General features: G+C 68.6%; 13 protein-coding genes. 10 read left to right on the forward strand and 3 right to left on the reverse strand.

Features of this window, described 5'->3' with window-relative positions:
* The first annotated feature begins 61 nt into the window (after positions 1-61).
* Positions 62-1,732, forward strand: a complete 1,671-nt coding sequence (locus ASE58_RS14465; RefSeq protein ID WP_055822807.1) for an alpha-D-glucose phosphate-specific phosphoglucomutase — start codon at positions 62-64, stop codon at positions 1,730-1,732.
* A 191-nt stretch (positions 1,733-1,923) separates the two neighbouring features.
* On the opposite strand, the gene dnaA is transcribed toward ASE58_RS14465, so the two are convergent.
* The 3 genes from dnaA to mutM all read right to left on the reverse strand — a co-directional run bounded on the left by dnaA (position 1,924) and on the right by mutM (position 4,990).
* The gene (gene dnaA / locus ASE58_RS14470; RefSeq protein WP_055822811.1) at positions 1,924-3,378 is read right to left on the reverse strand and encodes a chromosomal replication initiator protein DnaA; all 1,455 of its coding nucleotides are present in this window, start codon (positions 3,376-3,378) and stop codon (positions 1,924-1,926) included.
* A 442-nt stretch (positions 3,379-3,820) separates the two neighbouring features.
* The gene (rpsT, locus tag ASE58_RS14475) at positions 3,821-4,084 is read right to left on the reverse strand and encodes a 30S ribosomal protein S20 (protein WP_055762140.1); all 264 of its coding nucleotides are present in this window, start codon (positions 4,082-4,084) and stop codon (positions 3,821-3,823) included.
* 93 nt (positions 4,085-4,177) lie between these two features.
* Positions 4,178-4,990 carry a bifunctional DNA-formamidopyrimidine glycosylase/DNA-(apurinic or apyrimidinic site) lyase gene (gene mutM / locus ASE58_RS14480; RefSeq protein WP_055822816.1) on the reverse strand — a complete coding sequence of 271 codons (813 nt, stop codon included), beginning with the start codon at positions 4,988-4,990 and terminating at the stop codon, positions 4,178-4,180.
* A gap of 92 nt (positions 4,991-5,082) precedes the next feature.
* Here mutM and ASE58_RS14485 point away from each other — a divergent pair, with 92 nt between their 5' ends.
* From ASE58_RS14485 to ASE58_RS14525, 9 genes are read left to right on the forward strand one after another with little or no spacing between them, the layout of a single operon-like run.
* A complete protein-coding gene (locus tag ASE58_RS14485) occupies positions 5,083-5,814 on the forward strand; it encodes a class I SAM-dependent methyltransferase (RefSeq protein WP_055822819.1) in 732 nt (243 codons plus the stop codon).
* 52 nt (positions 5,815-5,866) lie between these two features.
* Positions 5,867-7,399, forward strand: coding sequence for a 2-polyprenylphenol 6-hydroxylase (gene ubiB / locus ASE58_RS14490; protein WP_055762148.1), 1,533 nt, complete (start codon positions 5,867-5,869; stop codon positions 7,397-7,399).
* Complete coding sequence (locus tag ASE58_RS14495) at positions 7,396-8,484, forward strand: hypothetical protein (protein WP_055822821.1); 1,089 nt, start codon at positions 7,396-7,398, stop codon at positions 8,482-8,484. Before ubiB ends, ASE58_RS14495 begins: the two co-directional genes overlap by 4 nt.
* The gene (coaBC, locus tag ASE58_RS14500; RefSeq protein WP_055822824.1) at positions 8,481-9,659 is read left to right on the forward strand and encodes a bifunctional phosphopantothenoylcysteine decarboxylase/phosphopantothenate--cysteine ligase CoaBC; all 1,179 of its coding nucleotides are present in this window, start codon (positions 8,481-8,483) and stop codon (positions 9,657-9,659) included. The genes ASE58_RS14495 and coaBC overlap by 4 nt, the downstream gene beginning before the upstream one ends.
* Positions 9,646-10,461 (forward strand): alpha/beta fold hydrolase, encoded by an 816-nt coding sequence (locus ASE58_RS14505; protein WP_235513634.1) that lies wholly within the window; start codon positions 9,646-9,648, stop codon positions 10,459-10,461. The genes coaBC and ASE58_RS14505 overlap by 14 nt, the downstream gene beginning before the upstream one ends.
* Positions 10,458-10,895, forward strand: coding sequence for a dUTP diphosphatase (dut, locus tag ASE58_RS14510; RefSeq protein WP_055822827.1), 438 nt, complete (start codon positions 10,458-10,460; stop codon positions 10,893-10,895). The genes ASE58_RS14505 and dut overlap by 4 nt, the downstream gene beginning before the upstream one ends.
* Positions 10,892-11,338 carry a hypothetical protein gene (locus ASE58_RS14515; protein ID WP_235513635.1) on the forward strand — a complete coding sequence of 149 codons (447 nt, stop codon included), beginning with the start codon at positions 10,892-10,894 and terminating at the stop codon, positions 11,336-11,338. Before dut ends, ASE58_RS14515 begins: the two co-directional genes overlap by 4 nt.
* On the forward strand, positions 11,335-12,084 hold the full coding sequence (locus tag ASE58_RS14520) for a HesA/MoeB/ThiF family protein (protein WP_055822829.1): 750 nt from the start codon (positions 11,335-11,337) through the stop codon (positions 12,082-12,084). Before ASE58_RS14515 ends, ASE58_RS14520 begins: the two co-directional genes overlap by 4 nt.
* On the forward strand, positions 12,072-12,407 hold the full coding sequence (locus tag ASE58_RS14525; RefSeq protein ID WP_055822834.1) for a DsrE family protein: 336 nt from the start codon (positions 12,072-12,074) through the stop codon (positions 12,405-12,407). Before ASE58_RS14520 ends, ASE58_RS14525 begins: the two co-directional genes overlap by 13 nt.
* Positions 12,408-12,420 lie beyond the last annotated feature (13 nt).

Here is a 12,420-nt window from a genome sequence, read left to right on the forward strand (position 1 = left end):
TGTTTTATGGATGAACGGTAATACGGTCAGTTGCTGCTGGCCGTATACGACCCTGCACATTATGCGTGCAGCATTGCTCACCCAACAGGGGACGCCGTTCGTGACCAGCACCACCGTCGACACCACGCCCTTTACCGACCAGAAGCCCGGCACCTCGGGCCTGCGCAAGAAGGTGCGGGTGTTCCAGCAGCCGCATTACGCCGAAAACTTTATCCAGTCGGTGTTCGACGTGGTGGAGGGCAAGGACGGCGCGACGCTGGTGATCGGCGGCGACGGCCGTTACCTCAACCGCGAAGTCATCCAGACCGCGATCCGCATGGCCGCCGCCAACGGCTTTGCCCGTGCGATCGTCGGACAGGGCGGCATCCTGTCGACCCCCGCTGCCTCGAACGTCATCCGCACGCGTGGCGCGATCGGCGGCCTAGTCCTGTCGGCCAGCCACAATCCCGGCGGCCCGGACGAGGATTTCGGGATCAAGTATAATGTGTCGAACGGCGGCCCGGCGCCGGAGGGCTTCACCGACGCGCTCTATGCCCGCACGCTGGAGATCGACCGCTACGTCATCAGCGACGCGACCGGCATCGACCTCGACACGCCGGGCGAAACCACCGTCGACGGCATGACCGTCGAGGTGATCGATTCCGTAGCCGCCTATGCCGAATGCATGGAGGGGCTGTTCGACTTCGCCGCGATCCGCGACCTGATCGCCGGCGGTTTCCGCCTGTCGTTCGACGCGATGAGCGCGGTCACCGGGCCGTATGCGACCGAAATTCTCGAACGCCGCTTGGGCGCTGCCCCGGGCACCGTCGTCAACGGCACCCCCCTGCCCGATTTCGGCGGCCATCACCCCGATCCCAACCTCGTCCACGCCCACGAATTGTACGAGCGGATGATGGGCGACGATGCCCCCGATTTTGGTGCAGCGTCGGACGGTGACGGCGACCGCAACCTCATCATCGGCCGCGGCATCTTCGTGACGCCCTCGGACTCGCTCGCCGTGCTGGCGGCCAACGCCCACCTCGCCCCGGCCTACAAGGACGGTATCGCCGGCATCGCCCGCTCGATGCCGACCTCCGCCGCCGCCGACCGCGTGGCGCAGGCGCTGAACGTGCCGCTGTACGAGACGCCGACCGGCTGGAAGTTCTTCGGCAACCTGCTCGACGCCGGCCTCGTCACCATCTGTGGCGAGGAAAGCGCGGGCACCGGATCGAACCATGTCCGCGAAAAGGACGGCCTGTGGGCGGTGCTGCTGTGGCTCAACATCCTTGCCGTGCGGCGTCAGCCAGTAGCGGAGATCATGGCCGACCATTGGGCACGCTATGGCCGCAACTATTATGCGCGGCACGATTATGAGGGCGTGGAGCAAGCCGGGGCCGATGCCCTGGTGGCGTCGCTACGCGATCGGCTGGCGACGCTGCCCGGCACGACGATCGGCGACCTGACGATCGCCGAGGCCGACGACTTCGCCTATCACGACAGCACCGACGGATCGGTCAGCCGCAAGCAGGGCATCCGCATCCTGTTCGCCGACGGATCGCGCATCGTGTTCCGCCTGTCGGGCACCGGTACGCAGGGCGCGACGCTGCGCGTCTATATCGAGCGCTATGCGCCGGTCGACGGCGACCTGGCACAGCAGACCGGCGACGCGCTGGCACCGCTGGTGGCAGCGGCGGAAACGCTGGCGTCGATAAAGTCGCATACCGGACGCAACGAACCGGACGTCATCACGTAAGACGGATATCGGCGGGGTGAGGGAGATCCTACCCCCCCCCCGCCCAATCCGTTCGGTTCGAGCAGCTGCGAGCTTGTCGAGAAGCGTCCGTCGAGAACGCCCCCTTTGGGGCAACCCCTTCTCGACTACGGTTCTCGACAGGCTCGAACCTGCGCTCGAAGCCAACGGGATAGTGTAAGTAGGAAGTACGCTCAGCCTTCGAGCGAGCGCATCAACGTGCGCACCGCGCTGTCGATCTCGCGATCGACCCCGCGCAATTCCTCGATCCGGCGCACGGCGTGGATCACGGTCGAATGGTCGCGATTGCCGAACTTGCGGCCGATTTCGGGCAGCGAGCGGGTCGTCAGCCGCTTGGCAAGGTACATCGCCACCTGCCGCGGCCGCGCGATCACCTGTGCCCGGCGTGCCGAGATCAGGTCGAGCTGCTTCACCTCGAAATGCGCCGATACCGCGCGCTGGATATCGTCGATCGTGACGCGCTTCGCCGGCCCCGCCAGCATCTCACCCAGCGTCGCGTGCGCGAACGCCATGTCGATCGTCTCACCGGTGAGCGAGGCATAGGCGACGAGGCGGTTGAGCGCCCCTTCCAGCTCACGCACGCTGCCGCGAATCCGCCCGGCGAGCAGGTCGATCACGTCCTCGGGCACCGGCGTGCCGGGAACCTCGGCCAACTTGGCGGCAAGGATTTCGTGGCGCAGCTCCGTCTCGGGCGTCTTGATATCGGCGACCAGGCCACCGCCCAGCCGCGACAGCAGCCGCGGATCGATCCCGTCGAGCAGCGCCGGCGAACGATCGCAGGCGATCACCACCCGCTTGCCCGCGTCCATGAACGCGTTGATCGTGTGGAGGCATTCCTCCTGCGTCGCGTCCTTGCCGGCGACGAACTGCAGGTCGTCGATCATCAGCAGGTCGACGCCACGCAGCTTCGCCTTGAAGCTGTGGGTGTCGCGGGCGCGCATCGCCGCGACGAATTCGAACATGAACCGCTCGGCCGGCAGATAGACTGCGCTCGCCGCCGGATCGGCCTCGAGGAACGCATGGCCGATGGCGTGCATCAGGTGCGTCTTGCCCAGCCCCGTGGCGCTGTGGAGGAACAGCGGGCTGAAGCGCGGCACACCCGGTTCGGCCAGCGCCTTGGCCGCGTTGAACGCAACACGATTCGACGGGGCGACCACGAACCGGTCGAAGCGATAGCGCGGGTCGAACGCAGGGCGCTCGGCCGGCGCGCGCTGCGACACGGCGGGCAGCGGCGCGGGCGCAGCGGCCGCCATCAGCGGCAGCGGTGCATCGGCCGGGGCCGAGTCGAACAACGGCGCGGGAGGAACGATTCGCGTGGGCAAGGCAGTGGCGGTTTCGACGACGACGTCCCGGACCTGGGGCAGATGGGCGCGGAATTCATGCGCCAGCCGCTCGGCATAATGGTTGCGGACCCAATCGGTCATGAACGCCGATGGCAGCGTCAGGCGCACCACGCCGTCGCCATCGGGCGCGACCAGCTCCATCGGCTTCAGCCAGCGGTCGAACAGGCGCTGTCCGGCGGACACGCGCAGGTTCTGGCGCACGCGGGCCCATGCCGCCGCAACCTCCACCTGTTCATGATCCACCGGTATCGTCACTGGCAAAAACTCTCCCGCGCCGGGAAGCATGCTTCCCGACCGCCCTTGGTCCGTCGTCTAAAAATCCCCCCTCGACCGCGCCGAGGCATCGGTCGCACGCAAAGATTCGCGCGGGCCCCGGATCGCCACAAGGGCGTCGGGGAGTGCTGTTTAGGAACCGGAACGCGCTTCGATCAAGTCATCAAACCGAAATAAAGACGGTTGACACGCCCCCAGCCGCAGAAATGCGTCGATTTTCTTTTTTCACGTTTTTAATCAATATCTTAAGGTGAATCAGCCGAGCTGAATCGCGGGAATCCACGGATTTCCGCCATTTCCCGACAGCGTGATTCGACGCGCGCGGGCGGAACCAAATTTCCGGGTGCTCCGACCCGGCCGGCACCCGCCCTGAACGGCAGCGGACACACGCAGAAAACCCCGCCGGCAGGGTCGCCGACGGGGTGTCATGCTTGCCGCCAATGGCGTCAGCGGATCAGGCGATCGCGCCGACTGCCTTGGTTAGGCGTGCGAACTTGCGGCTCGCGGTGTTCTTGTGCAGCACGCCCTTGGCGACGCCACGGGCCAGTTCCGGCTGCACATTCGACAGCGCGGTGGTGGCCGCTTCGCGGTCGCCGGCGACGATCGCTGCTTCGACCTTCTTTACGAAGGTACGGATGCGGCCAACGCGCGCACCATTGATTTCCGCACGACGCGCATTGCGCCGGATACGCTTCTTCGCCTGTGGCGTATTCGCCATGCCGTCCTCGACTCTCGCAAATGATTGGTGCCGATCGAGCAGATCCCGACCGGAGAAGGTGCGCCCCTTAAACGGTCATCGCGCTCCGGTCAACTATCGCTGGCAAGTTCGGCACCAGAAGGTGGAGCGTCCGCCATCCACCCGGCGCTCGACGACGCCGGCACACGGGCACGCCTCGCCCTCGCGGCCATATACCCGGAATTGCTTGGAAAAATAACCGAGCTCACCGTCCGGCCGGGCATAGTCGCGCAGGGTCGATCCGCCCGCCTCGATCGCCGACAGCAGCACCGCGCGAGTCGCATCGACCAGTGCGGCGAGTCGTTCTGGCGCGATCTGCCCGGCCGGGCGGGTCGGGGCGATTCGCGCGACGTTCAGCGCCTCGCAGACATAGATATTGCCCAAGCCAGCGACGATCCGCTGGTCGAGCAGCAGCAGCTTCACCGGCGCGATGCGTCCGGCAAAGCGGCGCTCGAGATGCTCGGCCGTGAAATCGGGACCGAGCGGCTCCGGCCCCAGCGCCACGAACGGCGGCCATGCGGCGACCTCCGCGGTCGGTAGCAGGTCGACCGATCCGAAACGGCGCGGATCGTTCAGCACCACCTGCCGCCCCGCCGCCGTTTCCAGCACGAGGTGGTCGTGGGCCAAAGGTTCGGCGGGGTCGACCCGCCAGCGCCCCGACATGCCGAGGTGAAAGATGAAGCTGTCGCCGCGATCGGTATCGATCAGCCCGTATTTGGCGCGGCGCGACAGGCCGGTGACCGTCGCCCCGGTCAGCCGCTGGCCCAGGTCGACCGGCATCGCCCGGCGCAGGTCGGGACGATTGGCAATGACTCGGGTCAGCCGCTGGCCCTGCAGGACGGGCGCCAGACCGCGAACGGTGGTTTCGACTTCGGGCAGTTCGGGCATGGGGTCCAATCGATGGGGACCGGTACGTCCCTGACTGTAAAGAAAGCTAGGTTCGGTTTGCCCCCGCCACAAGGCGCGGCTAGGGCAGACACATGAACGACACGGTATCCTTCGGTTACGAAGACGTAGCCCCCGATGAAAAGACGCGGCGCGTCGGTGATGTGTTTGCCAGCGTGGCGGCGCGCTACGACCTGATGAACGACGCCATGTCGGGGGGCATGCACCGGTTGTGGAAGGACCGGTTCGTCGCGCGGGTAAAGCCGGGCAAGGGCGAATCGATCCTCGACATGGCGGGCGGCACCGGCGACATCGCGTTCCGCATGGCCAAGCACGGCGCGAACATCACCGTCGCCGACATCAACCCGGCAATGCTGGGCGTCGGCATGGAACGCGCCAAAAAGCGCAAGATCGACGGCCTGCTCTGGTCCGAGCAGAATGCCGAGACGCTGGATTTCGCCGATCGCAGCTTCGATGCGTACACGATCGCGTTCGGCATTCGTAACGTGACCGATATCCCGAAGGCGCTGCGCGAGGCGCACCGCGTACTGAAGCGCGGCGGGCGGTTCTTCTGCCTCGAATTCTCGACCGTGACGTGGCCGGGCTTCGCCGATGTCTACGATCAATATTCGCACAAGCTGGTGCCCAAGCTCGGCAAGCTGCTGGCGAATGACGAGGACAGCTATCGCTACCTCATCGAATCGATCCGCCGCTTCCCCGACATGCCGACGTTCGAGCGGATGATCGGCGATGCCGGCTTCATCCGCACGCGGGTCGAACCGATCATGGGCGGGCTGGTCGCGATCCATAGCGGGTGGAAGATTTGATGCCGAAGGCATCGAACCCCCGCGCAGGCGGGGGTCCAGGGCAAAAGGCCGCATGACGTCCACCCTCACCCATGGCTGGCGCATCCTGAAATGGGGGCGCACGCTGGCGCGGCACGGCGCGCTGATCGATATCGAGCGCAACCCGCGCACGCCCGCGCGCCTGCGCCGCGTGGTGCGGCTCGCCCGACTGGGCGCGCGCGTGCCGAAAACGCCGCGCTATGCCGAGGCGTTCGCCGCGCTCGGCCCCGCCGCGATCAAGCTGGGGCAGACGCTCGCCACCCGCCCCGATCTGGTCGGCGAAGCCGTCGCGCAGGACCTGCTGAGCCTGCAGGACGCGCTGCCGCCGCTGCCATGGGACGTGGTGCGGCCGGCGATCGAATCGGGCCTCGGCCAGCCGATCTCCGCGCTGTTCGCCTCGATCGAGGAAACGCCGGTCGGCGCGGCCTCGATCGCGCAGGTCCACCGCGCGATAACCACCGATGGCCGGCAGGTCGCGGTAAAGGTGCTGCGCCCGGGGGTCGAGGCGCAGTTCTTCGACGCGATCGACACCTATGAATGGGCCGCCGCCCGGCTGGAGACGATGGGCGGCGAGCTGAAGCGCCTGCGCCCGCGCCTCGTCATCGAAACGATGAAGCGCTGGACCGCGCGGGAACTCGACCTGCGCCGCGAAGCTGCCTCCGCGTCGGAACTGTCCGACAGCATGGAGGCCGAACCGGACTTCACCGTCCCCGATATCGACTGGCAGCGCACGACATCGAAGGTGCTGACGACCCAGTGGATCGACGGCATCAAGCTGTCGAACCGCCCCGCGCTGGTTGCCGCTGGGCACGACCTGAATGCGATGGCGACGCGCCTCGTCCGCGCGTTCCTGCGGCAGGCGATCGCCGACGGCTTCTTCCACGCCGACATGCATCAGGGCAATCTGTTCGCGCTGCCCGACGGCCGCATCGCCGCGATCGATTTCGGCATCATGGGCCGGATCGACCGGCGCGCGCGGGTGTGGCTGGCGGAGATCCTCTACGGCCTCATCACCGGCGACTATAAACGCGTCGCGGAAATCCATTTCGAGGCGGGCTATGTGCCTGCGCACCACAATGTCGCCGAGTTCGCGACGGCATTGCGTGCGGTGGGCGAGCCGATGCGCGGGCTGGCGGTCAAGGACATGTCGGTCGGCATGATGCTCGATTCGCTGTTCAACATCACCCGCGATTTCGACATGCAGACCCAGCCGCATCTGCTGCTGCTGCAAAAGACGATGGTGATGGTCGAGGGGGTCGCCACCGCGCTCGATCCCGACATCAACCTGTGGGAAACGGCGGCGCCGTTCGTGCGCGGCTGGATTCGCGACGAGCTGGGCCCCGAAGCGATGGTCGCCGACCGGATCATCACCGACCTGCGCACCTTTGCCCGGCTGCCCGACCTGCTGCGCAATATCGAGGCGCGCTATCCCGCGCCCGGTGGTGCCCCGCCCTCCCCGCCGCTGCCCGATATCGCGGTGGTCAAGGTCGGCGGCGGCTGGCGCTACGGGCTGGTCGCACTGGCCAGCGGGGCGGCGGGCGCAGCACTGGTGCAGCTGCTGGGATGATCCGGCCACGGCCGCCGCTGTGGCTGTCGTCGCCCAGCCGGTTCGCGGGATTGCGGCCGATATCGGCGCTCGTCCTGCTGCTCCTTGGGGTCGCGCTGCTGCTGACCGCGTGGATGCGCCCGGTCGAGGATGCGGGCGCGCGCGGACAGGGCGACCTGGGCCTGTACGGCGCGGTGGTCGATGGGGTCCGGCGCGGCGAAGATTATTACGGCGTGGTCGCGACCGAATTTCGCGCGGCGGGCTATCCGCTGCGCCCGTTCACCGCCGTCCGCCTGCCGACGCTGAGCGTGGTGCAGGCGGCGCTGCCCGACAGCGTGTCGGTCGTGCTGCTGGTGCTGCTCGCCGCCGCCACCGGCTTTGCCTGGACCCGGCGGATCGGCGACTGGTTCGGTCGCGGGCCACCGCGCATCACCGCGCTGTTCCTGCTGGCGGGCGGCATGGTCGCCTTCGTCCAGCCGTCGCTGGTGCAGTTTCACGAATTGTGGGGCGGGCTGCTGGTCGCATGGTCGCTGGCCATCCGACGGGAGGGCCGTTGGATCGAGGCGGTGGCGCTGGCGCTGTGCGCCATGCTGATCCGCGAAACCGCCGCGCTCTACGCCATCGTCATGCTACTCGCGGCGCTGATCGATCGGCAGCGGCGCGAGGCGCTGGCATGGGGCGCGATCCTGTTGCTGTTCGTTGCCATCCTGTCGCTCCATGCGCGCGCGATCGCGATGGTCGCCGGGCCGCTGGACGCAAGCGCCGGCGGCTGGGGCGGCTGGCACGGCCCGGCGCTGTTCGCATCGGGCATGGCGCGATCGACCGCGCTCACCCTGCTGCCCTGGTGGTTGGGCGCGCCGCTGGCGATGGTCGCGCTGGTCGGCTGGGCGGCGGCACCGGGGTCACTGGGTGCGCGTACCGCCGCCGTCTTCGGCACGTTCGCGCTGCTGGTCGCACTGTTCGCACGCACCGACAGCTTCCATTGGGTACTGATCGCCGCCCCTGCCTATCTGGTCGGCATGGCCTTTTTGCCCGACACCCTGCGCGATCTGACGCGCACCTTGCTCGACAGGCGACGCGTTCGGGTGCAGAGGATCACCCGATGACACGCATATTGCTGATCGTCGGTGGGGGCATCGCCGCATACAAGGCGTGCGAGCTGATCCGCCTGCTACGCGGGGCCGGGCACAGCGTGCGCTGTGTGCTGACCGATGGCGGCGCGCAATTCGTGACGCCGATGACGCTGGCGGCCCTGTCCGAACAGCCGGTCCATACCAGCCTGTGGGACCTGAAGGACGAGGCGGAGATGGGCCATATCCAGCTCAGCCGCCAGGCCGATCTGGTCGTCGTCGCGCCCGCCACCGCCGACCTGATGGCGCGGATGGCGGCGGGCGTCGCCGACGACCTCGCCACCACCCTGCTGCTCGCCACCGACAAGCCGGTGCTGGCGGTGCCCGCGATGAACGTGCGGATGTGGCAACATCCCGCGACCGTCCGCAACGTGGCGACGCTACGCGGCGACGGCATCACCGTGCTCGACCCCGACGAGGGCGCGATGGCGTGCGGCGAGTTCGGCCCCGGCCGCCTGCCCGAACCCGCCGCGATCGTCGCAGCAATCGAACGCATGACCGCGCCGCCCGCGCCGCAGACGCTGGCCGGGCGCCATGTGCTGGTCACCGCCGGGCCGACGCATGAGCCGATCGATCCGGTGCGCTATCTCGCCAACCGGTCGTCGGGGAAACAGGGGTTCGCCATCGCCGCCGCCTGTGCCGCGCGCGGGGGGCGGGTGACGCTGATCGCCGGGCCGGTGACGCTGCCGACCCCGCCGGGCGTCGATCGGGTCGATGTTGAATCGGCGCGCGACATGGCCAATGCCGTGGCGCAGGCGCTGCCCGCCGATGCGGCGGTGATGGTCGCGGCGGTCGCCGACTGGCAGGTGGAGGCCGCCCCCTCCAAGCTGAAGAAGGGCGACGGCCCGCCGGTGCTGACGCTGCTGCCCAATCCCGATATCCTCGCGATGCTCGGCAAATCCCCCCGCCGCCCGCGCCTGCTGATCGGCTTTGCGGCCGAAACGGACGACGTGCTGACCCATGCCACGGCCAAGCGGACGGCAAAGAATGCCGACTGGATCGTCGCCAACGACGTGTCGGGCGATGTGATGGGCGGCGACCGCAATACCGTCCATCTCGTTACGGCCGAAGGGGTCGAGCATTGGCCCGACGCACCCAAGCATGACGTCGCCGGCCGATTGGCCGACCGGATCGCCGATGCGCTGGCATAGCCTCCTCCTCCTCGCCGCCGCCGTGGCCGGATGCGCGCCCCATGCGACGGCTCCGTCGGCCGTGGCGCTGGCCGGGCAGGAGTTCGGCCCCGGCGCAGCGCGGGACGTCCGTACCTTGGTCATCGTGCTCCACGGCGATGGCGAGGGCGAGGTGCCGGCATCGTTCGCCGGATCGGCGCAGCACCTGGCCGATGCCATCCCGTCCGCCCATGTCGTTGCGCTGCTGCGGCCGGGCTATCACGACGCTGCCGGCAACCACTCCCCCGGATCGCGCGGCGGGACCGGAGGCGATGCCTATACCGCCGACCGGATCGCGGTGGTGGCCGACACGATCAAGGGCTGGCGCGCCCGCTATCCGCAGGCGCGCAGCATCCTGATCGGCCAGTCGGGCGGTGCGGCGATGGCGGCGGCGCTCGCCGGCCTGCGCCCCGGTCTGGTCGATGGCGTCGTGCTCGCGGGATGCCCGTGCATGCTGCCCGAATGGCGCAGGTTCCGCGCGAAGCAGGGGCATGCCGGCTTCGCCGCGCCGGTCACCAGTTTCGATCCGCTGATGACGGTCGGCGGGGTGGCGCCGGTCACCCGTGTCGCGCTGCTCGTGGGAGCCGACGATGGCGAGACGCCACAACGCTTCTCGCGCCCCTATGCCGAGGCGCTGGCGCTGCGCGGCATCGCCACCGATTATCGCGTGCTGCCCGGACGCGGCCATGACCTGCTGGACGATACCGACCTGATCGACGCGGTGCGCCGCATGTCGGCCGATCCGGCGCCGGTACCGCCCCGAAACGCTGTGGTGACCCCATGATTGCGCTCCAGATCCTCCGCCTGCCCCATGGTGTCGACCTGCCGCTGCCGGCCTATGCCACCGCCGGTGCGGCGGGGATGGATGTCGTCGCGGCCGAGGATGTCGACCTTGCCCCCGGCGCGCGCCATGCCGTCGCCACCGGCTTCGCCATCGCGATTCCAGAGGGGTATGAGGTGCAGGTCCGCCCGCGCTCCGGCCTTGCGCTGAAGCACGGTATCACCTGCCTCAACACCCCCGGCACGATCGACAGCGATTATCGTGGTGAGGTGAAGGTGATCCTCGCCAATCTGGGCCACGAACCGTTTCGCGTGGTGCGCGGCGAACGCATTGCGCAATTGGTGCCGGCGGCGGTCACCCGCGCGACCTGGCATGCGGTCGAAACGCTCGACGATACCGCGCGCGGCGCCGGCGGGTTCGGGTCGACCGGACGATGATCCCGTTCGCCCTGCTCGGTCTGACCGCGCAGCTGGCGCAGGGTACGCCGCTGGTCCCGCCCGTGCCGGTCGCGCCGCCAATGGTGCCGGTGCCGCAGGCACGCTCGCCGATCGACTGGCAGGCGCTGCCGCCCTTGCCCTATCGCCGGACGCCGCGCCCGACCGCGCAGATGACGGCGTTCATCCAGTCCGAACTGCGCCGCGCCAGTTGTCCCCGTCCCCTGCCGGTTAGCGGCCGCGCGCAACTGCAGGTCGATGTCGCGGTGCTGATCGGCGAGGATCACGTCGTGCGCGCGACCATCCCGCGCGCGATCGATTGCCCGACCGTCGAACAATATGCCGCCGGTCTGGTGATCAGCTATGCGCGCGGCAACCTGGTCCCGCGCTTCGTCAGCCCCGGCAACTGGTATCGCGCGGTGCTGTTGTTCGATTGGGTCGAATGAATTTTTCCGACGCCGAACTCGACCGTTATGCCCGCCACCTCGTGCTGCGTGAGGTCGGCGGCGCGGGACAGGCCGCGCTGAAGGCCGCACGGGTCGTGGTCATCGGTGCCGGCGGCATCGGGTCGCCCGCGCTGCAATATCTGGCGGCGGCAGGGATCGGTACGCTGGTCGTGATCGACGACGATCAGGTCGATACCAGCAACCTGCAACGCCAGACGCTGTTCGGCGACGCCGATATCGGCACGGCCAAGGTCGCGGCGGCGGCGACGGCAATCGCGCGGATCAACCCGTTCGTGACGGTCGTGCCGCACCGCGTCCGGATCGATGCCGCCAATGCCGCCGACCTGCTAGCGGGGGCGCAGGTCGTGCTGGACGGCTGTGACAATTTCGCCACCCGCCTGACCGTCGCCGATGCAGCACTCGCCGCGCGTATCCCGTTGGTATCGGCGGCGGTCGGACAGTTCGAAGGGCAGCTGGGCGTGTTCCGCGGCTGGGAACCGCAGCTGCCCTGTTATCGCTGCTTCGTGGGTGACGATCCCGCCCGCGCCGATGCCAGCTGCGCCGATCAGGGGGTGCTCGGCGCGCTGACCGGGATCATGGGCAGCATGGCCGCATTGGAAGTGATGCGCGCGATCGTCGGTTTCGGCGACGACACGGCGGGCAAGCTGCTGATCGCCGACCTGCTCGGCTTCCGCTTCCGCACGCTGACGCTGCCCAAGGACCCCGGCTGCCGATGCGCGGGCTGACCATCGTCGTCGCCGGTGCCGATCCCGACCGGCTGCGCGCCGCGCTGACCATGGCCTGCGCCGCCGCCGCGCTGGGCGGTCGGGCGCGCGTCTATCTGCACGAAGCGTCGGTCGGGTTGCTGGCGGGCAACGCGCCCGCGCCGGGCGGCCTGCCGGACCTGACCGAGCTGCGCACCATTGCTGTGGAGAGCGGCGTCGAGCTGATCGCGTGCCAGACCGGCCTGGCGCTTGCCGGGCTGTCGGCGGACACGCAAAGGGTCGCGGCAGGCGGTCTGATCGACCTGCTCGCGACCCTTCAGGACGACCGGCTGGTCACCCTGTAGCGGCGGAGGAAAC

Source organism: Sphingomonas sp. Leaf9 (assembly GCF_001421355.1).
Taxonomy (GTDB): Bacteria; Pseudomonadota; Alphaproteobacteria; order Sphingomonadales; family Sphingomonadaceae; genus Sphingomonas.

What these genes read in the sequence shown, in the direction of transcription:
- ASE58_RS14505 (WP_235513634.1), top strand. Translation starts at nt 9,646, where the DNA reads ATGCGCTGGCATAGCCTCCTCCTCCTCGCCGCCGCCGTGGCCGGATGC.
- dnaA (WP_055822811.1), bottom strand. Translation starts at nt 3,378, where the DNA reads ATGCTTCCCGGCGCGGGAGAGTTTTTGCCAGTGACGATACCGGTGGAT.
- ubiB (WP_055762148.1), top strand. Translation starts at nt 5,867, where the DNA reads ATGACGTCCACCCTCACCCATGGCTGGCGCATCCTGAAATGGGGGCGC.
- ASE58_RS14520 (WP_055822829.1), top strand. Translation starts at nt 11,335, where the DNA reads ATGAATTTTTCCGACGCCGAACTCGACCGTTATGCCCGCCACCTCGTG.
- dut (WP_055822827.1), top strand. Translation starts at nt 10,458, where the DNA reads ATGATTGCGCTCCAGATCCTCCGCCTGCCCCATGGTGTCGACCTGCCG.
- rpsT (WP_055762140.1), bottom strand. Translation starts at nt 4,084, where the DNA reads ATGGCGAATACGCCACAGGCGAAGAAGCGTATCCGGCGCAATGCGCGT.
- ASE58_RS14465 (WP_055822807.1), top strand. Translation starts at nt 62, where the DNA reads ATGCGTGCAGCATTGCTCACCCAACAGGGGACGCCGTTCGTGACCAGC.
- ASE58_RS14495 (WP_055822821.1), top strand. Translation starts at nt 7,396, where the DNA reads ATGATCCGGCCACGGCCGCCGCTGTGGCTGTCGTCGCCCAGCCGGTTC.
- ASE58_RS14515 (WP_235513635.1), top strand. Translation starts at nt 10,892, where the DNA reads ATGATCCCGTTCGCCCTGCTCGGTCTGACCGCGCAGCTGGCGCAGGGT.
- mutM (WP_055822816.1), bottom strand. Translation starts at nt 4,990, where the DNA reads ATGCCCGAACTGCCCGAAGTCGAAACCACCGTTCGCGGTCTGGCGCCC.
- ASE58_RS14485 (WP_055822819.1), top strand. Translation starts at nt 5,083, where the DNA reads ATGAACGACACGGTATCCTTCGGTTACGAAGACGTAGCCCCCGATGAA.
- coaBC (WP_055822824.1), top strand. Translation starts at nt 8,481, where the DNA reads ATGACACGCATATTGCTGATCGTCGGTGGGGGCATCGCCGCATACAAG.
- ASE58_RS14525 (WP_055822834.1), top strand. Translation starts at nt 12,072, where the DNA reads ATGCGCGGGCTGACCATCGTCGTCGCCGGTGCCGATCCCGACCGGCTG.